The sequence below is a fragment of the Paenibacillus sp. FSL M7-0420 genome, from assembly GCF_038002345.1.
Lineage (GTDB): Bacteria > Bacillota > Bacilli > Paenibacillales > Paenibacillaceae > Paenibacillus_AQ.
In genome coordinates, this window is sequence record NZ_JBBOCJ010000001.1 from 7477865 (window position 1) to 7498407 (window position 20543).

The 20543-nt window shown below is 41.6% G+C and carries 14 protein-coding genes and 2 pseudogenes; 13 read left to right on the plus strand and 3 right to left on the minus strand.

Going from position 1 to position 20543, the window contains the following annotated elements:
• Positions 1-92: 92 nt before the first annotated feature.
• From MKX51_RS32380 to MKX51_RS32410, 7 genes and pseudogenes are all read left to right on the plus strand, one after another.
• Positions 93-1196 (plus strand): DUF262 domain-containing protein, encoded by a 1104-nt coding sequence (locus MKX51_RS32380; RefSeq protein WP_054943355.1) that lies wholly within the window; start codon positions 93-95, stop codon positions 1194-1196.
• A complete protein-coding gene (locus MKX51_RS32385) occupies positions 1193-2053 on the plus strand; it encodes an MAE_28990/MAE_18760 family HEPN-like nuclease (RefSeq protein WP_340995289.1) in 861 nt (286 codons plus the stop codon). The genes MKX51_RS32380 and MKX51_RS32385 overlap by 4 nt, the downstream gene beginning before the upstream one ends.
• Positions 2054-2472: 419 nt before the next feature.
• Positions 2473-2870 (plus strand): annotated as a pseudogene (radC, locus tag MKX51_RS32390) (RadC family protein).
• Between the two features lie 234 nt (positions 2871-3104).
• On the plus strand, positions 3105-4541 hold the full coding sequence (locus tag MKX51_RS32395) for a hypothetical protein (RefSeq protein WP_340995291.1): 1437 nt from the start codon (positions 3105-3107) through the stop codon (positions 4539-4541).
• A gap of 88 nt (positions 4542-4629) precedes the next feature.
• Complete coding sequence (locus tag MKX51_RS32400) at positions 4630-5145, plus strand: hypothetical protein (protein ID WP_340995292.1); 516 nt, start codon at positions 4630-4632, stop codon at positions 5143-5145.
• Positions 5146-6087: 942 nt separating this feature from the next.
• Positions 6088-6702, plus strand: coding sequence for a hypothetical protein (locus MKX51_RS32405; RefSeq protein ID WP_340995294.1), 615 nt, complete (start codon positions 6088-6090; stop codon positions 6700-6702).
• Complete coding sequence (locus MKX51_RS32410; protein WP_340995295.1) at positions 6689-8083, plus strand: hypothetical protein; 1395 nt, start codon at positions 6689-6691, stop codon at positions 8081-8083. The genes MKX51_RS32405 and MKX51_RS32410 overlap by 14 nt, the downstream gene beginning before the upstream one ends.
• Positions 8084-8412: 329 nt before the next feature.
• Here MKX51_RS32410 and MKX51_RS32415 read toward each other — a convergent pair whose 3' ends face one another.
• Both MKX51_RS32415 and MKX51_RS32420 read right to left on the minus strand, forming a co-directional pair.
• Positions 8413-10254, minus strand: coding sequence for an alpha/beta fold hydrolase (locus tag MKX51_RS32415; protein ID WP_340995296.1), 1842 nt, complete (start codon positions 10252-10254; stop codon positions 8413-8415).
• A 60-nt stretch (positions 10255-10314) separates the two neighbouring features.
• Positions 10315-10881, minus strand: coding sequence for a TetR/AcrR family transcriptional regulator (locus tag MKX51_RS32420; protein WP_340995297.1), 567 nt, complete (start codon positions 10879-10881; stop codon positions 10315-10317).
• A 129-nt stretch (positions 10882-11010) separates the two neighbouring features.
• Here MKX51_RS32420 and MKX51_RS32425 point away from each other — a divergent pair, with 129 nt between their 5' ends.
• The 3 genes and pseudogenes from MKX51_RS32425 to MKX51_RS32435 all read left to right on the plus strand — a co-directional run bounded on the left by MKX51_RS32425 (position 11011) and on the right by MKX51_RS32435 (position 14447).
• Positions 11011-12267, plus strand: coding sequence for a mechanosensitive ion channel family protein (locus MKX51_RS32425; RefSeq protein WP_340995298.1), 1257 nt, complete (start codon positions 11011-11013; stop codon positions 12265-12267).
• A gap of 29 nt (positions 12268-12296) precedes the next feature.
• Positions 12297-13135: pseudogene (locus tag MKX51_RS32430) on the plus strand (Rpn family recombination-promoting nuclease/putative transposase).
• 394 nt (positions 13136-13529) lie between these two features.
• Positions 13530-14447, plus strand: a complete 918-nt coding sequence (locus MKX51_RS32435; protein WP_340995299.1) for a VOC family protein — start codon at positions 13530-13532, stop codon at positions 14445-14447.
• A gap of 97 nt (positions 14448-14544) precedes the next feature.
• Here the strand turns inward: MKX51_RS32435 and MKX51_RS32440 are convergent, their stop codons facing one another.
• Positions 14545-16875 (minus strand): AraC family transcriptional regulator, encoded by a 2331-nt coding sequence (locus tag MKX51_RS32440; RefSeq protein WP_340995300.1) that lies wholly within the window; start codon positions 16873-16875, stop codon positions 14545-14547.
• Positions 16876-17131: 256 nt separating this feature from the next.
• Between MKX51_RS32440 and MKX51_RS32445 the strand changes: the two genes are divergently transcribed.
• Genes MKX51_RS32445 through MKX51_RS32455 form a run of 3 tightly spaced genes read left to right on the plus strand, consistent with a single transcriptional unit; the run spans position 17132 to position 20538 of the window.
• Positions 17132-18070, plus strand: a complete 939-nt coding sequence (locus MKX51_RS32445) for an ABC transporter permease (protein WP_340945582.1) — start codon at positions 17132-17134, stop codon at positions 18068-18070.
• 10 nt (positions 18071-18080) lie between these two features.
• Positions 18081-18965, plus strand: coding sequence for a carbohydrate ABC transporter permease (locus MKX51_RS32450; protein ID WP_340995301.1), 885 nt, complete (start codon positions 18081-18083; stop codon positions 18963-18965).
• Between the two features lie 40 nt (positions 18966-19005).
• Complete coding sequence (locus MKX51_RS32455; RefSeq protein WP_340945577.1) at positions 19006-20538, plus strand: ABC transporter substrate-binding protein; 1533 nt, start codon at positions 19006-19008, stop codon at positions 20536-20538.
• Positions 20539-20543: the final 5 nt, after the last annotated feature.

Sequence of the window (20543 nt, forward strand, 5' to 3'; positions counted from 1 at the left end):
GTATAATCTGTATAGATTAAACTTCTTTGATGTTTAAGAATACAAGCAATAACCAAAGCTAAATAAGACAATTTATAAGGAGGACTACTTCTGTGAACACACTGAAAAAAAACTTAGTTGAATTGCAACAACTGGCTAAAGAGCGGACTGTTAAAACGCAAAGCATTGAATATGATTTAGAGACTTTGGTGAAAAAAGTTAATAGGAAGACAATTAAGCTTGACCCAGAGTACCAAAGGAATCATAGATGGAATGCAGAAACATCTTCAAAGTTAATTGAAAGCTTAATTCTAAATATTCCAGTCCCATTGGTATATTTATCTCAAGATGTGGATGTTGATGATGAGGCAGATGACCTGGCTAGATACTCAGTAATTGATGGTCAACAACGGTTAACAGCTATTTTTAACTTCATGACAAACGAGTTAGTTTTAGAAGGGATGGAAGTATTAAAACCACTAAACGGGTCAAGGTATAAGGATTTACCACCGTTTCTAATAAGAAGATTAGAGGAGAGAACAATTAAGTGTTTAAGAATCGATTCAACTCTCGACCCACAAGTGAAATACGATATATTCGAGAGATTGAACTCCGGGTCTGTTAAGCTTGAAGCACAAGAATTAAGAAATGCGATTTATAGAGGGCCGTTTAATAAGCTAATAAAGGATCTTGCTAAGCATGAAGATTTCAGAGTTTTGAACCAAATCAACATGGATAATCCAGATGAAAGTAAGAAGGTTCAAAAAATGGAAGATGTAGAACTGGTTCTTCGTTTTTTCGCTTTACAGAATAACAACTATAAAAATTTAAAAAAGGGATTTAAATTGTTTCTTTCTGAATCGATGGAGGAATTTAATAAGTTATCAGAAGATGAAATACAAGGACTTAGAGATAAATTTCTAAAAACAATGAAAGTAATAAGAGAAAACTTTGGGGATCAGGCATTTGCAAAGTATAGATTCGAAAATGAAGAATTTATCAAGATGTCTAAATTTAATGCTGCAGTATTTGATGCATTAGCAATAGCTATCGTAGATAGTCTTGACTTAGATTCTCCTGTCTTTTCAAAACTAAATAAGGTTAGTTTTCAAGAGTTATTCAAAAAAGAGAAATTTTTTGATACAGTATCAGGAAGTGTAAATGATAGAGAAAAGGTTTCTACACGAATTGATACTGTCAAGGAGCTGCTCAAATGAGTTCTTCACACAATCCTTTCAACACTGATATTACGGAATTCAGCACTTTTGCTTCTCTTTTTATTGAAGAGTTAGAGGAGCGATGGACTGAGATAGAGATACTTATAGAGCAAATAAAAATACAAAGTAACGATGAGGTGAAAAATGTACTTTGTAGATCTGCTGTAGTCCTATTGGTGGCTCATCTGGAAGGATTCATGAAAGAAGCTGCTTCCACCTTTATTAAGGACTTAAACCACCATTGTGAGTTTATAGAATTGCCAAAACGTATTCAAAAAACTTATTGCACATTATTTTTATCAACTGTAAATGATAGCGGAGGTATTGATAATAGAATACAAGGTAGATTACTAGAAAAATTTGGGGAGTTAAATGCTCGACTTACGGTAGAACCATTTTTATATGATCGCAACAAAAATCCTTCTCCTACAGTAATTGAAACTATTCTTAATAACTTTGGAGTAAAGGATTTCTTTAAACTGTTACATATGTCTTCACTAGATATTGTATTTGAAAATAATAGCTCAGAGACATTGATATTTCTAGAAGAGTTAAGAGAATATACAATACAAGCAGTTGAAAAATTTCCATATAACATAAATTTAGAAAATTATGCGATTTCGATTAAAGATGGAAGATTAGCAAGGGAAAATTCTTTATGGATATTATTTATAGACGAATTGTTAAGGAAAAGGCACTCTATTGCGCATGGTTCGAATTTTCGAAATGAGATATCTATAAATGAACTTGAGGATGCAAAAATAAAGGTCCAGATACTACAATATTCAATTGCACTGGTATTATTTAGTTCAGGTATTACAATTCCATCTCCAATGCTAAACGATTCTTTGCTTTAAAGTAACACTGATATTCTAAGAGTAATCTTGAAAGAAATAGATATATATTATAATAATGATACCTAGTCGATAGGTAGTCCTAAATGAAGGCCATACACATTTACGTGTATGGCCTTCATTTTTCTCTTGCAATAAGCGGACTAGAGCAAGATTAGTGGGATGCAATCGATGATCTAAAACTAAGATAACGGAGGTTTCATTAATGCTAACACAACGAAATATTGAGCTGAAGTCACTACTAACTAATTCTTTGCGTGAAAAACAAGGAAGTTATTTAATTGAAGAATTAATGAATTCGTTTCCCTTCCATCACAGACCTTATAGAGGTTACTGAGCAGGAGCTAATCTCAATTAGTGGTATAGGGCCACACAAGGCCCGACAGATTGAAACAATACTAAAGTTGGCAAGGACACTTATCGTGCCGGATATAGATTTTCCGGCTATTCGCAAACCTGAGGATGCATATCATTTACTTGAGCCGGAGCATCGATATAACACCAAAAAACATTTTATATGCCTGTATCTCAATACAAAGAATCGTGTAATACACAAGGAAACGATCTCTATAGGCTCTCTTAACGCTTCTATCGTCCATCCGCGAAGTGTCAAAGTTGAAATCAAAGCTCCTGTGCCTCAATCATTTGTTCTCATTCACATCCGAGTGGCGATCCTACTCCTTCGAATGAAGATCTGATTATTACCCATCGTCTTATTGAAGCCGGAGAAATTATTGGTATCGATGTATTGGATCATCTGATTATTGCCGGACAAAGATATGTGAGTTTAAAGGAACAAGGATTAATGGCTCGTGCTTAGGCATCTTTTAAGATATGAAACGCACTGATCATTACTTTATATACTAATAAGAGACTTGGCTAGATAGGTAGATAAACCAGCAAAATTAACAGATAAGTAAAGATGCGCTAATAATGTAGAAAGAGATAAACTACCAGCAGGTGAAAAGGAGTTTTCTGGCGAATATTGTAATAACTGAATCTAAGTTAATTGTATTGTTCGAATCATGAAATAGTAACTAAAGGGGAAATTAACTTGAGCATACTAAGTGAAAAGGCAATCTTAAATACCGAAGATGTTTTAATGAAAATCGAAGAATACTCCTCTCAAGAAGCAGTATCTCCGTTTGCTAAATTAAATTTAAAGCTACTAAAGAATAGTATTCAAAATAAACACGGACTTAACATGGAAACAAAACATGACTTAGTCTTTATTGGAAAGACGAGAGTCGGGAAAAGCACAAACTTGTGCAGTATATTTAATTTTTATTATTACGAGGGTAATAAGAAACTACAGATGCTACCTGCCGATACCGGAGGTACAACTACGCCTTGTACTGTTGAGATTGATAATTTTGAGGGAGCAACTTACATTGAAGTAACTAATATAGATAATCAAATGCTTCAAAAATATCTTAAAGTGTTTATTCAAAAAAAAATTGATAAGGATAGTGTAGAATCATTGCCTGAAGAAATTCAAGCTATAATTAAAAGGAAGATAGGGAAAGAAACGATAAGTCAGATTGAAAGTATTGAGAATCCTGTTCAAGCTGTTGATTATATTTTTGAAAATACGAAGATAGAATATACTAATGAATTAGTTTGTTTATCCCCTGAGGATGAATGTGGAGATATTAATTCTACATTCAAATGGGTTAAAGAAACGTTAGATAACATAAGGCATGGAAAGGTTGAAGATGTATTCATACCGTTAAAAATAGTTATTCATATATCCAAGAAGGTTAGGCAACTTCCAGAATGGGCAAATAAAATAGTTGACACTCGAGGAATTATTGGGGCAGATCTCAGCGAAGATAATAATGGAAGTAATTCAATTATGAATAGGGATGACTTAAAAGAATATATTAATAATAAAAACAGCTATGTAGTTTTTATTACGGAATTTGCGGATATGGATAATAGTATTAAAGAATACTATAAAGAACTTCTAACTTCTACAGATTCGGATATTTCAAGCACTTCGCGACATATGATTTTGATCAGCACGAAACCTGATATGGTAGATTCTAAGATAAGTGACGAGTATGAAAATGAAAGTGAGAAGGAAGGACTAAGAAGGATTGTGATAGCGGAGAAGGTAGAATCATTTGAGGGATCTGTCCTTGATTTTGTCAGCAAGCTTAAGGATAGTAATCTGGAAAGGGATATAAAATCTCTCGAGATCTACACAAACTTAGTTGAAAAAGTTGATAGCTTTCAAGAAACAAAAATTAAATTGGTGAATCTTGTTTTGTTTGAGGCCAAAAAGTATTATCAGGAGGGTGAACTTGAAGAGGAACACTCTCGACAAATTCAAGGGGTTATATCCGATAAAATAAAAGTTATCCATAGTATTTTGGACAATGAAATTAGAGATGCTTGCGAATTAGCAGTCTCAATTATTAAATCTAAAACAGGAAAGGACAGACCCAGTACAAGGCTTGAAAATGAATTAGAGACTTTTAAAAAATAGTATTATAAGTGAAACTGAAAAATCTATAGAAGTTTATATTGAGAAATATACATCAAGTTTTATTAACAATTCCTCTCTCTTTTCGGGGATGACTTGGAGAGCTTACACATACAGCTCAGGTTTTGTAATTTCAAGAGATGGCGATATAGTAGGAGATACTGCAGTAATAAGGAATGAAATTATTGAAGATCTATCCAGAGAAATAACACTTATCTTAAAGAAATCAACACAAGTTTTAGAATCAGACATGAAAGAATTAGTGTCGGATGAAGAACTTGTAATTTTTCTGGAATCTCTTAAAATTGATTTAATTGGTAGAGCAAAAGTAAACTTAATGAATGAACTTAAAATGCAGTTCGAAATAGAATTGAAGAAGCGTATTTTAAATCATGATTCTTTATGGGATCAAGTTCATCAAAAGCGTGAGAAATACGGTGATAAATATAGCGATATTGGAAAAAAATTGATTCGGGAATATTTAGATAGAGCTTTTGAAAGCAAGGAAATTAGTTATGATAGATATTATACTGACAACCTTGAGAAAGCTAAAAATGAAATTAGTGATAAACTGTTAGGTTCCCTGAATGGTAACGTTATAGCATAACATGTATTTTTCTATAAAAATTGGAGTGCTTTCAGGTGGAGATGCTATAACACCAATTAATATATAGTAGTATTGCCTTGCAACTCCTGTCCGATTATTGTAGACCCGATGTAGACGTAAGCTATAAATCAAGCTAAGTAATTATAATTAGAAATACACAGATTAATAAGTAAATCTCAGTGAAGCCTTACCTGATAAGGCTTTGTGGGATTGATTAAGTCGTTATGGGGCTAGTTAAAATTGAAAGACAGCAGTTCGACTCCCCTCGGCTCCATATGACGTAGCGAAACGACAGCAAAAGACGCTGTCGTTTCGCTTTTTTGTGTAAATGGCGGTTTTGCTGTTACCCAAGGTCCCCTCGTAATCGGCTTCGCGCTGGGTCAGTTAATTGTTTTTTTCTTTGCCTTTTACGGAGAACGTCGCTAAATTATCCTAAAGGATTATACAGGGTGAAGCCATCGCTCAAAAATTCTTGGGTTCCATTCTGTATAATTTATTGTATGGACAACAATTTTAGCTTTCGTTTAATACAACGAGTGCTGTACAGTGTATAATGGAGATGGAGGTAATATATGTATTTCAAAAATTGGCAAGCGTGGATTTAGAATTAGTTCTGGAGATTCAAAATGTGCTGCGGGAGCAGTTTGGTGAGCGGGCGTCGGATATGCTGGTGAAGTCAGACTTTTTGAATATGTTGAAGAAGAACAGGGAGTACGTGTATCACTGCGATACTTTGTGCTGGGCCGAGGCCATTTCGGATAATTACAATATCAAACATTCGTGATAATAGCCAGCCTGCTTATGAGGTCGGCTTCTGTTATTTCAGGTGGGCTCGCAAGAAATCTTTTTTAACGGAAGATCATCATCGATGGTTTCAACCTTAACACATAGATATGGTAGAATAATCATAGTTATCATTGAATGATACTTAAGGAGGGGAAAATGGTTTTATCAGAAATTAATCATTTGAATTTACCTGAAAAATATTTTGAAAATTGTATTACATATAATATTTTGAATTACTTTAACAACAAATTAGGATTTAAACTCTTCCCTTTTTCAATATCACAAAATATGGAACACAAATATGGATTTGATTTTGGTTACAAATATATAGATGACTTTTTCGCGATACAGTACAAAAAACCTATATACGTAAATAATATAGCAAAATGGGCTATTAACATCGATCAATTAAAGACAATCTTATCTATGGGGCTAGGTAAGAAAGTATATTATTGCTTTCCTGATTTTAATCGTGTGGATCTTTGGTATTTAGGTTTAGACTATTCTTTTTTCACAAGGGCTGACAGACTTTATACTTACTTAAACAATACTAGAAAAAAAAGTGTCAAAAAAGATGATCCCATTGTTCAAAATTGGAGTGAAACTGTTAATGACGGTTTGCTAGGGCTAAAAAAGGAACATCAAACTATACTATCGATGCTAGATGAACTTAAAGATAATAATTTATACAATATTTTAAGCCAAATTGCAGGGGCGAAGGAAGAACTAATTATTTTTTCAGTGTTGGAGGAACGGGATGAAAGAAAATGAAATATTGGGTTATTTCTCCGCCAGAGACGACATAAACCTGAATTTAAGTAGTAATATGTATTATAATTTAGGGCTTCCCACCCTCATTCATGAGGCAAGTCATAAATTATTATGCTCAATAACTACATTAGGTTTTGTTGAATTCATCTTGTCAAAAGAATACGAGGTGTCTAAGGATGATTGTCACAAAAATCACTTGATTGAAATACTAAACCTGATATCGAAGTACTCAAATTCAGTACATGAAATTTTTGCGAACAATCTAGAATTACTGCATATGCAATCAATATTAAATGATGATGAAGCACCACAGAAGTTATATCAGCTAAAACCATCCCACTATAAAGAATATGTTGATAAGATGTCATTAATTACAAGTGATACGGGATTAACAATAGATGAAAAGAAACAAGTTATATTAAAAATGTGTGCTGGAGCGTTAAATATTGATATTTGTTGTGATGAATTTTTTGATGGGCTTCATGATGTCGAAAAGCTAAAACAATATTTAGATAGCAACGATCCGTTAGCTGTACTTAATGATAATATTATTAATTATGCACAAAAAAGTAAATATACAAGTACAATTAGATCAATTGAAGAGTCCCTCCTTTTTTTAGATAAATCAACTGAAAAAGGTATTATTCATAGTGCTATAGATTTTGTGAATTTCATAAAAAATATTGATTTTGATGAACTTATTAATCACTTTGAGAAACTTGATTTTGAATTTATGCATATTTCCAATACTAAAGTATATAGTTTTTCCAATTTTCAACCTTTAAGAGTACCTTCGAGCAGATTTAAAAAAGAGTCTTATGACCTTGTTTTTTTAGTAAAGAATTTTAAGATAAAAGGATATAAAAATATAGATGGTGATTACTATTTAGTTGCTCAGAACAAGCAACATAAGTATATATCAACTATTGTAAGTGAGAAATACATTAATAGGTTAATTAAAGAAAGTAAAATATATGGCTTATTGATTGATGGCAATGAGTTTTTGTTTGAAGATCATCAGCATATTACTTTTGAAGTGCCCGAAAACAAGCCAACATTCGTTATATTAGAAAATTATTTCATGGCGGAATATGCTCTCTCTCAAATGCTTAAGAAAAATAAAATCCTTTTAACCACGATTAATGATGATAGGATTGGCTCGATATTTAGTTTTATTGCGTTTAGATTAGAAGATAATCCAAATATAATATTTTTATTCCCTACAATAAAAAAAATCGCAGATAAACTAATCTTCAAAGAAGACCCTAATCTAAAAGTTTTGGGGGCAAAAAATGATGAATACTTACAAGTAATACCTTGGATTCTCGAGTTTGGAATGACATTAGTTTTTTTGTTTTTATCCAGAAATAAGTGGAATTAGAAATGAAAGATTAACAACCAACTCTGGCCACCTAATAACGGTTACCAGACTCTTACTCTCTATTGCCCCTGTAATGGGATAAGGGCTCAACTTTAGTAAGATACGTTGTCTGGTCTCCGCCTGGGGTCAGCAAAAGAATATAATCAGGCTGACCCGAAGGGGACCCGGTTACGGGGGAGCTTCTAGGGTGACATCAAAACTGTAACTACACTCGTAGATGCTTATGTGCCGTTATCTTCGGACAGGGGGGCGGACTCCCCTCGGCTCCATATGGAGTACAAGTAGAAGACACCTCATCAGGTGTCTTTTTCATTCCTGAGGATATTTAATTAATTCCCTAGTACATAACAAGCCACTTCCCTTGGATGGCTAAGCGGAAAATGATGACCATACGGAACAACATCAACCTTACCAAGCTGCACTGGAGCAGAATAGCGCCGATCTTGATCTCCCCAAATAATATGAAGATTAGACCCCGGTACTTTGGTGGAATCCCTCTGATAGTTTCTCGACAGGAAACGGTTGAGCTGAAGAGTTGTATTTAAAATTCTAGGCGAAGTGAAGCTGCTGCGTACTTTGGCAATATAATGTTTCGGAATGCTCTCTGTATTTTCAAACAGACCGTTACCAATTAAATAACGTTCTAATGAACTAGCCGTTGCTAACTTTAATGCCCATTTGTTCAACATTTGAGGAGCAGTGAACGATTTGGAATTTTTTTTCGCAACAGGTGGCTGAAGTAAAGTAATCTTATTATTAGTATCCAGGTACTCTCGTGCTAACGCTTCCAGCAGAATAACCGCTCCAAAGGAATGGCCAATCCAGTGTGCGCCATGAACAGCTCGTCCTGATAACTCCTTCACTACATTCAAATAGAGATCCAGCAGATTCTTCTCCCGCTTAAAAGGGGACCGCCCTAAACCCGGAAGATCCGGAATCCATACCGGTTGACCCGTTTGTTCATGAAGCTCTAGTCCTAAAGGAAATAAATCGGCTCCATCACTGAGCAAACCGTGGAATAAAATAAAGGGCCTGCCCTCTCCCTGTATTTGATACATCACAGTGTCTCCGATTAAGGTTCGTTCAAATGCATGATGATGCTGGTTATTGGGATACATCAAGCGATAATCCAAGTCTGCGACTACGGCCGGGAAAAAATTCATAACACTCGTCTTAGTAAACCAATCGGCTCCCATGATTTTTTTCGGTAAATCATTTGAAAAGGTTCTATTTGTAATAAAGTTCAGTCCATCCGATGGAATTTGTGTGATTTTACTGATTCCACTGTTCATAAGTGCCTTCATGAGGCGAAGCGGCACAGAGATTGTAGGTGCGGCCATATTCATACTCTCTGACATAATGCCTAATAATTCAGATATATCCGGGTCCAGCGGTTGGTCTGGAACAAGTGTATAGGTTTGAATAGACGATGGCTCCTGCTTAACAACCTGAACGATAAACTTCGCCAGCGCATCGTTTGCAATTAGCGGTAATTTATACCCTTTGCCTCCCGGAATAACTGGCATCAGCCCTCTGCGCATACTCTCCACAAGCAAGCCTAAGCCTGCAACCTGCTCCGTACTCCCTGTTGTACTGCTGCCGATTACAGTTGGGGGATTAATCACAGACAGCGGATAGCCTATTGCCGATGCCTGCTGGCGAATATACAGATCTGCTAGAAATTTTGTTCTTTCGTAAGGGTTTTTTATTTTCAAATAGTCGTGCCCTTCTTGGAACACATCAATCGCAACCTTGCTATTAGTATCATCAAAGGGGGACATATATCCAACTACATGAATAAATTGCTGCAAACCTTTCAATTGGTGGATACGTTTAGCGAATTCACTGATATGCTTGGCACCGTTTAAAAATACAGAGGTTGCTTCTTGCGTTGTCGCTTGAATATCCATTTGTCCGCCGGCGTGAATAATAACATCTGTGCGTAGTACCCTCTCCTTATCTTCATCACTTAAACCTAAATCTGGTTTCGTCAAATCACCTTCAATAAAGTGCATCGCTGCCTCGTTAAAAATACCTTTTTCCTGAAAAGCACGTGTTGCTTTACTTTTCGACCTCACTAAAAGAAAAATCATAACCTCCTCTGTAAGAAGCTCCTCAACGAGTTGCCTCCCGATAAAACCTGTTCCACCTGTTAATAATATTGTTCTCACTTCATCTGCTCTCCTTTTTAGTGCTGAATGGTACTAATTATGTGTAAAAAAAATGCTTCTCTATCGAAGCAAGTTGAAAAAGTGGATAGCTGTTCTCGTGATCACCGTTGCATCCTTCAATGTCTCTGCAAGAAACAGCGCTCCTTCAAGATTCGTGATAAAAAGTGCCGCTACCTCATCAATATGAATCGTATCTCTAAACTCGCCTTTTTCTGCTCCTTGCTTAAGTAATAGAGAGATTTTCATTTGTAATCCTGTGAAAAAGAGACCTATTTTTTCTTTGATGTGCGTAGCTTGTGCCGGAGTTTGAATATAGAGCGTAATAAACGGACAGCTCCCCTTATACTCTCTGGACTGAACTCCCTGCGATAAATGCTCTAAAAACATCTGGACACGCTCTTCAACGGATAATTGGTTCCGGGAAAGGATTTCATCCATTGCCCGCTCATACGTTTCAATCCAATAATCCACGACCCCTGCTAACAACTCTTCCTTATCAGCGAAGTGATAATAGACATTAGATTTGGACACTTTGCTTACACGTACTAATTCATCCATGCTGGTATAAGCAAATCCCTTTTCTAAAAATAAGGCTGCCGCGACTTCAAGCACACGTTTTTGATTCATTACTTTTACCTTTGTCATGACTAGAACTATACAGTACTAAATTGAGCGTTGCAAGTATTTTTATTTTTGCATAACCCCTAATTATCCTCTATAATTGTAGGCTACTATGCACCCAGTCAGGAGGAAATGATGAATTTTATACAAGAGCACCTAGCAGGATATGGAATGAGCGAGCAGATGGTTGTGTATCTCTCGAACATCATTATGGTTTTATGTATTGCTTTACTCTCTATAGTGGCTAATCTTGTAGCCAAAAAAATTGTGCTGAGGATCATCATCCATTTTATTAATAACAACCGGTATACGTGGGATAATATCTTTTTGGAGAAAAAAGTATTTCACAAGCTGTCGCATCTCGCTCCGGCCTTTATCATTTATTACGCCGCGCCTATTTTTCCGCTGTATCAGTCTTTCATTGTAAAGTTCGCCTTAGCTTATATGATTATTGTAACGATCACGGTGTTTAATGCCCTGCTTGATGCTATCGATGCTATTTATCGTACGTATGAAGTGTCCAAGATGAGACCGATCAGAGGCTACATTCAGGTTGCGAAGATTATACTGTATATTATTGGTGCGATTGTGGTGATTTCTAACCTCATGGGTCAGAATCCGCTGATTCTGCTTAGTGGACTGGGCGCGTTATCCGCTGTTCTGATGCTAGTCTTCAAAGATTCGATATTGGGCCTCGTGGCAGGTATTCAATTATCTTCTAATGATATGGTTCGTGTAGGCGACTGGATTGAAATGCCTAAATATAATGCCGACGGCAATGTAATTGATATTACGCTAAATACGGTAAAGGTGATGAATTTCGATAAAACCATTACCATGATTCCGAGCTATGCCCTGATCTCAGACTCTTTTAAAAATTGGCGGGGGATGGAAGCCGCCGGGGGCAGAAGGATTAAACGAAGTGTCTGTATTGATACAAGCAGCATATGTTTCTGTACCAAAGAAATGATTGAGGAGTTCCAAAAGGTTCACTATCTTAGCGATTATGTCCTGACCAGAGTAGATGAAATTAACGCCTATAATATGGAACATCATATCAATAGGGAGAGCAAAGTGAATGGGCGACAGCTAACGAATATCGGGGTGTTCCGGGAATATGTCCAAGAATATCTGCGCAATCATCCCAAAATTCATAAGGATATGACGCTCATTGTCAGGCAGTTAGCACCAGGAGACAGCGGACTGCCTTTAGAAATTTATGCGTTCAGCAATGAGACTACCTGGGGTGTGTATGAGTCCGTCCAGTCAGATATCTTTGATCACATTTTTGCGATTATCCCTCTGTTTGGACTTCGCGTTTTCCAGAACCCGACGGGCCAGGATATTGTTAATTTAAAAGAAAGGGTAATTACTTCGCATTATTTGGCATGATATAATATGGGGGAATGGAGTTGATGCTGATGCAGGATTTACTTGACCCTCGCGTTGATTTGATCTTCAAACGTATCTTTGGAAGTGAACATAACAAGGATGTATTGTTGGCATTTCTAAATAGTACATTCCGGGAAGCCGGAGAGCCGGCACTGACTGAGATTGTGCTGTTGAATCCTTACACAGAGGCTGACAGTCCTGATGATAAGCAGTCCATTATGGATATTAAAGCGAAGACCGCAGACGGCCAACTCATTAATATTGAAATGCAATTGTTTAACCCTTACCATATGGAGAAGCGGACGTTGTTCTATTGGAGTGAGATGTATTACCATCAGATTCCTAAGGCAGCAACTATAATACACTGAAGAAATGTGTAACCATCAATATTCTGAACTACTCTTGCCTCAAAAATGATCGCTACCATAGCGTTTTTCACCTACGGGAAGATCATACCGGAATTTCTTTGTTGGACGATATTGAGATACATGTCATTGAGTTGACGAAACTAGATGAACATTCGGTGTCGCTTGAGGAAGGCGGGCTGGTCAATTGGCTGCTGTTCCTAAAAGGTGTGGACAAATCAAACTGGGAGGTGTTGGCGATGAATGAACCAATGTTAAAGAAAGCAATGGATACGTTGGAATTCTTGAGTCAAGATACCTTAGCCAGAATGGAGTATCAAGCTCGTATGAAAGCCCTGAGCGATGAGAAGACGCGTATTGAGGGGGCTAGAGCGGAGGGGGAGCGTAAGAAAGCTGAGGAAATTGCCGGGAAATTACTGGCGATGGGGTTAGAGGTTGAAACTATTGCAAAAGCAGCGGGTCTCTCAGTACAGGAAGTAAAGGCATTAAGTCCACTGCAATAGTACAGTTTTCAGATAAGAGTAAAGCCAGCCTGATTGTGTGGGCTGGCTTTTTCTCTCCTATCCTACAACTCCGCCCCCCGATACCCCACCTTCCGGTAACCCTGCACCCGTTTCTTGAACATCCCCATCAGCATGGGGACCTGGAGGTCGATATAATCGTATATTCTAACTTCTTCTTTGTTGGCATGGCTCCGGTGCAGGCGGCCGCATATTGCTGTAGGGTTGAATAGACGATGTCTCCCGCTTAACTACCTGAACAATAAACTTCGCCAGCGCATCGTTTGCAATAAGCGGTAAAATAAAGAATAAAGCAGTCTCCCTGTAGTGTATAATAAAGCAAATTAAAGCCCCTATCCCTGGATCGGAACGGACAGGAAGCTGAGGAGGAATCGTTGTGGCCAGCATCAGACAGAGAATTGTCCCGCATCTATGGTATGACAAGGAGGCGGCAGAAGCCGCCCGCTTTTATGCTTCTGTGTTCCCGGAGTCCAAGGTAACGAGTGTGACCACCCTTCAGGATACGCCGTCCGGCGATGCGGATCAGGTCTCTTTTGAGGTCTGGGGGCAGCCATTCATGGCGATTAGCGGGGGTCCGTATTTCAAGCTGAATCCGGCTGTATCTTTCTTTGTGAATTTTGATCCTTCACGCGAACAGGATGCAACAGGCAGACTGGATGAGGTATGGGACAAGCTGTCCGAAGATGGTACCGCCTTGATGCCGCTCGGCAAGTATCCATTCAGTGAGCGGTACGGCTGGATTCAGGATAAGTTCGGAGTGTCCTGGCAGCTGATTCTCACGAACCCGGCAGGGGAGGAGCGGCCTGCAATTATTCCATCCCTGCTGTTCGTCGGGGATCAATGCGGGAGGGCGGAGGAGGCGATGTCCTTCTATCTGTCTGTATTCAAGGATTCACGGCAAGGTCTTCTTACCCGCTACCCTGCGGGCTCTGCGCCGGATCAGGAAGGGACGGTAATGTTCGCGGACTTCATGCTGGAGAATCTGTGGTTCACGGTCATGGACAGTGCACATAATCATCAGTTCAGCTTCAATGAAGCTGTCTCCTTCATGGTGTCATGCGATTCTCAGGAAGAGATTGACTACTACTGGGACAAGCTGTCCGCAGTTCCTGAAGCCGAGCAATGCGGCTGGCTGAAGGATGCCTTCGGCATCTCCTGGCAGATTGTTCCCGCAGAGATGAACGAGATGATGGAGAAGGGCACACCGGAGCAGCTGGCGCGTGTGACGAAGGCTTTTCTGCAGATGAAGAAGTTCGAGCTTGCGGAGCTGCGTAAGGCCTATAAGGGAGAATAAGAGCGGCAACTTGCTGGAATACCAACACAAGCGATAAGGAACACATCCTTATCGCTTCTTTGCGCGCAAATATAAGAATGTATAGGTTTCACTTGCCCTACACCTTTCCCCCGCCCTCCCCCGCCCGGTACTTCTTCCGGTACTGGGCCGGTGTCATGCCGTACACCTTCTTGAAGCTGGAATAGAAGGTGTTCAGGGACGAGAAGCCGAAATGCTGGACGATGGGCTCGATCGGGGAGTCGGAGGCAATGAGCTCCTGGCAGATGAAGGTCAGCCGCTTCTCCGATATTTTGTCGGTGATGGACTGGTTGGTCTCTGCTTTATATAGGCTGCGGAAATAATTGACCGACAAGCCCAGGTGATCAGCCAGCATGGTGGCAGACAGATTCGGATCGGTGAGATGACTCTCCATGAACTGGTCCACCTGTGAGATCAGGGCGATATTCTTGGATTGGCTGCGGGCGGTTGCAATGTCTTCGAGCGTCTTGGTAATTAAGGCCTCCATCCAAGGCGTTACGTTATCTATTGTCTCCTGCTGGATGATCTGCTTCTCGATGGACGTTAGCCCCCACGAGCTGGGCAGCGGCTGAGCCGAATGCTCCTGGATGAGCCGGCGGATGTTCATGAACAAGGTGATGAGGGACATTTTGCATTCAAAATATGGCAGTTCCCGCAGCTTCACTACCGCGGAGCGCAGGACCTCCAGAATGACGGGGGCCTCCCCCTTGAGAATGGCCTGGGCGATCTGCCGCTCCTGGCTCACAGGCAAATGATACAATTCCCCGGGTGCATCCGGCAGCCATGCCTTGACGATAAGCGAGCGGTGTCCGAAGCGGAACCGTTCTTGCGTCAGCTCATATGTCTCCAGATATACCTCGTGCATGTCGGTTAAGCCCGGCAAGGTCCGGCCCCAGGCAATGGTGGTGCCCACGGACAAATATTGCTGGATTAATTGCTGGGAGCCTTGCAGCTCCTTCACGAATTCCTCGGATAAGGGAGCCGATAAGATGACAGCCACGTGGTCGTCTCCCATATCCACCGTTTGCAGCTTGTGCCTGGACGCTTGCAGCGACTCTTGAATGATATTGGACATGGCGAACCGCAGCAGACGCCGGTCCTTCTCCGGGTATACTCCCGAGAATTCTGCGAAGTGGTCGATCCGGAAGATCGCTACGGATAGCTGATCTGTCGGCAGATCAATCCCCCATTCCAGGAATTGAGCGCTGATCTCCTCTGCCGAGTGATAAGTCTCCCCCAGAAAATCCCTTAGGAACCGCTCTCGGCCCAGAAATTTATTATGCCGCCATTGCTCGGTAAGCTCGTGAATCTGATTATGCTGCGAGGTAAAGACACTCGATAAGTATTCCAGTTCATTGGCATTCGCGCCAAGGCCCGGCTTCTCCGCCTGATGCTGCCGCATGACCCGGCTGATCAGCTCCTGAATGGGCGAGTATACCCGTTTGGAGATTAGAATAATCACCGCCAGGGAGGCCGCGAACAAGACGAGGAACAGGATCAGGCTGGTATTTCGCAGGACTGTGATTTTGCCCAGGATGGCGGACTTCGGTATCATCTCAATGAAGGTCCAATCCTGGATGCCCTTGATCGAGGAGTCGGCATACACCACCAGCTTCTCCCCCTGGCCATAGGGCTGGAACAGCTTCCAGCCGCTGGCGCCCTTCATTCCGTGGCTCCGGAGCTCTGCAATCTGCTGCGGACTCATGTCCGTACTGCTGAAGATCGTCTCGTCGCGGTCATTCAGCACGGTGATGGATCTGCTGGCGAAGTTTGAATTGTTCTGAAGCAGGGTCATGAGATTATCCGTATCCACATTCATGACGAACGCAGAGATGGAACTGCCTTTTTCATAAAATCTGACAATGGTCAGCACGTCCTTGGGTGTATTCCCGGTAAGAGGGAGGGATAAGGTTCGCGGAATGAGCACGCTATGGTTCACTATATCCGGGTCACGTAAGCGCTTAAGTATATCCTGATCGTAAAAAGCGGCGGTATCATTTAACCCAAGCCTGGAGTCAACAACCGTATTCGTATAATCGTTAATGAGGTAGACAGAATCAATGGAGGGGTTGGCGTTCTTAATGTCCATCAGCTGGCTCCATACCTCATAGGTTTCGAAATCGCCGTAATGATCTGAAAGCGCATACACCTTAAGTGCACTGTCATTACTGGAGGAGAAGCTGAAATCAAGCGCCCATTCCATCAGCCGTGACGTATTTCGGGCTCCGTTTACCAAGAGGGATTCCGAATGATCTCCGATCTCGTGCAGCAGGGTCTTGGAGGATTGCCCATAGAGCAGTACGAAGGATACCCCCAGTACCAGAACGTTCGCACTGACAAAATAAAAAATAAGCTTCATATAAGTAGGGTGCCGCTTCAGCGATGCGAAGAGTGGTTGTCTGAATTTCATGGCGCTGGAACCTCCGTAATCATAACTGCCCGGCTCGTAATAAGTAGGTTTATTATAGCATAACGTGCATTTTCGTCTGCCAAATCGTTTGTTTTCGGAAGAGTGTTGTTTTTGGGAAGGCGGTAAATCTGCGCTTGCGGGAAGGATTGGAGCTTCTCGGAATTGCTCTGGCCGTAAGGGCTTGATAAGGTGACGGCATAGATAACGGGACCCTCTTGGGGCGGTTACCGGTCTTGAGGAAAGGGGGGATGTAAAGATGAACTACCAGCTTAACGCAGGTAGACGTTCAAAATGGAGGCATATCGTGCAGAATCCATTTCTGTATGTAATGGCTGTACCGGGGCTGTTGTTCTTTCTCGTGTTCAGTTATTTGCCCATATACGGGATTATGATTGCCTTCAAAGACTATGATTTTGCCAAGGGGATCACGGGGAGTGACTGGGTAGGTTTTAGAAATTTTGATTACTTTTTTACATCAGATGACTTCTGGATTATTCTGCGGAACACACTGATGCTCAACGTGCTGTTTATTGTGTTTACGACAGCGGCTGCCGTTCTGATTGCACTCATGTTCAATGAGATCCGCAATAAGTATTTCAAACGGATCTCGCAGTCGCTTATTTTCCTTCCTTATTTCATGTCCTGGATTGTGATCGGAATGATTGTGCAATCCTTATTCGGCGGGGAAGAGCCCATGATTAATGTCTGGTTGCACAATATCGGCATGGAACCGGTCAACTGGATGTTTGAGTCGAAGCTTTGGCCGTATATACTGACTGTGATCCGTGTATGGCAAGGCGCCGGTTATCTTTCGATCATTTTCCTGGCTTCCATTACGGGAATACCGGAGGATCTGTACGAGGCTGCCCGGATTGACGGAGCATCCAAGCTGCAGATTGTAACCCGCATTACATTGCCGCTGCTGGTGCCGACGATTATGATCATGACGCTGCTGGCCGTAGGCAAAATTTTCAATGGTGACTTTGCGATGATCTATGCGATCATTGGAGACAACTCCATGCTGTATCCGACTACGGACGTTATTGATACCTTTGTCTTCCGCTCGATGAGACAGCTGCACGATTTCGGCATGTCTTCGGCTGTAGGCCTGTTCCAGTCCATTATGGGGCTGATCTTCGTCATTGCCGCCAACTGGGTAACCCGGAGGGTATCCAAAGAATCTGCTTTATTCTAGGAGAGTAACTATGAGACAGAAACATAGCGCTGCGGATCGCACCTTTACGGCATTCGCCCATACGTTCATTTTGCTGTTCACTCTATTTTGTCTGTTTCCTTTTCTGCTGATGATTGCCGGCTCGTTTACGGATGAGGAGGAGCTGATTGCGCACGGCTACACCTTATTTCCGCAAAAATTATCGCTGGCCGCTTATAAGGCGGTTCTGCAATCCGATGTATTGTTCAACGGCTATGGCGTCACCGTGTTCATTACGGTTGTCGGGGCCTTAAGCGCCCTGTGCATTTCGGCCATGCTCGGCTATTCACTGGCGAATAAACGGAATGTTCTGCAAACGCCTTTTCTGTTATTCTGCTACTTGCCTATGCTCTTCTCGGGAGGCATCATTCCGTTCTATATTGTGGTTAGCCAGTGGCTGCATTTGCAGAATACGATCTGGGTACTGATTCTAACCATGTTGTGCCAGCCATTCCTCGTCTTCCTGCTGGTCAGCTTCTTCCGCACCATTCCTGAGGAGCTGGAGGAAGCCGCCAGAATAGACGGAGCGAATGAGATGAGAGTGTTCTTCCAGATTATGATTCCGATCTCGAAGCCGATTCTGGCTTCTGTCGGCCTCTTCTATGCGCTGAGCTTCTGGAATGACTGGTTCATGGGACTGATGTTCATCGATAATGAGAAATTATTCCCGCTGCAATTAATTCTGCGCCGGATGGTCTCCAATATGGAGGCGGCCAAGAATCTGATTCCTTCCGGTGCGGCGATTGCAGTGACACCACCGACTTACGGGGTGCGGATGGCGACAACAGTGCTGACCATCGGCCCGATTGTGCTGCTGTATCCGATGCTTCAGAAATATTTTGTCAAAGGTCTAACGGTAGGAGCGGTAAAAGGGTAAGCCATTCAGATTGTGTCCATAGATATGGGAGGGTTATGAGATGAGGTTAAAAAGATGGTTTGGCACGGCAACAACAGCGGTATTGGTATCGTCACTGGTGCTCGCGGGCTGCGGGGGAAATACGAAAAATGAAGGCAATGCCGCGAATCCTCCGTCCAGTACAGACAGTGCAGCTCCTGCTGCCAAAGACATTGTGACGCTAAAGGCTTATTTCCCGGGAGATAAACCTGCGGGGTTCGATACTGTGCTGCAGGCGGTTAACGACAAGCTGAAAGCGGATAATATCGGAGCCGCCCTGAATGTCAATTTCATGCCATGGTCCGATTACGGGAATGCGGTATCCGTGAAGATGTCTGCCGGGGAAGAGTTCGATATGTATCTGGATGCTCCTTGGATATCCATGAACCAGATGATTGAGAGTAAATCTTTGATGGAGCTGGATGCGGCAGTGGCTGCACGGCCCGAGCTGAAGGCGTCCATTCCAGAGGAAATGTGGGAGTACAACAAGTTCGGCGGCAAAATTATGGGGGTTCCGCTCGGCACCACCCAAGGCCAGCTCTATGGCCTGCTGATCCGCAAGGACTTACGCGAGAAATACGGGCTTCCCGAGCTGAAAACGCTGGGTGACCTGGAGAAATTCCTGTATGCGGTCAAGGAAAATGAGAAAGACGTCAAGCCTTTTGTCATTAACGGAATTAAGGCGGATAAGCTGCCATTCATTCTGAGTGACTCTGCGAATCTGGCAAAGGATGAAGTGCTGGAGATTGGGGTCAACATGTTCTCGTATTCGATCAAGGATAAGAAGGTCATTGGCCAATGGGTGAGTCCGACGATTGCCGATGCCTATGAACGTGTCACCAAATATTATAAGGATGGAATTATCTCCAAGAATATTGCCCAGGAGCAAAATGCGGAGACGCTGTTCAAGCAAGGTAAATATGCGGCGACCTACTATGCAGCCGATGGTGTGGAAGGATTGAAATATTCGGAAATGCTGAAGGATGGCAGCGACAAGCTGGAGATCTTCATTCCGAACGGGGAGCAGGCCAAGCCTTATACAGCTTATCAGCAATGGAACTTCCTCTGTATACCGACGACTTCCAAGCATTCGGATACAGTTATGGATGTAATGAACTGGCTGTCGATTAAGGAGAACCATGATCTGATGGAATACGGCATTCAAGGGAAAGACTGGGAGCCTGTCGGCGATTCGAGCTATAAGGTACTGTCCGCGTATACCTTCCCTGGTTATGTGCTGACCTGGCGGCCGACGCTGAACCGTACACCTGACAACATGATGCCGGATGACAAGAAGTGGTTCGATTTCTCGACCAAGACATCCAACTTCACGCTGAGTCCAATTGCAGGCTTCAACTTCAACGCCGAGAAGGTAAAGACGGAATATGCCAAAATCACGCCGCTTCATGATTCGATCTTCCTGCCGCTCAGCCAAGGCCTGATCCCTGCGGAGGAAGGAAAGAAAACGATGGAGGATAAAATGGCCAGTCTCGGCGGGCAAAAAGTGATCGATGAAATCCAGGCTCAGATTGATGCCGTTACTTCCGGGAAATAACCGTA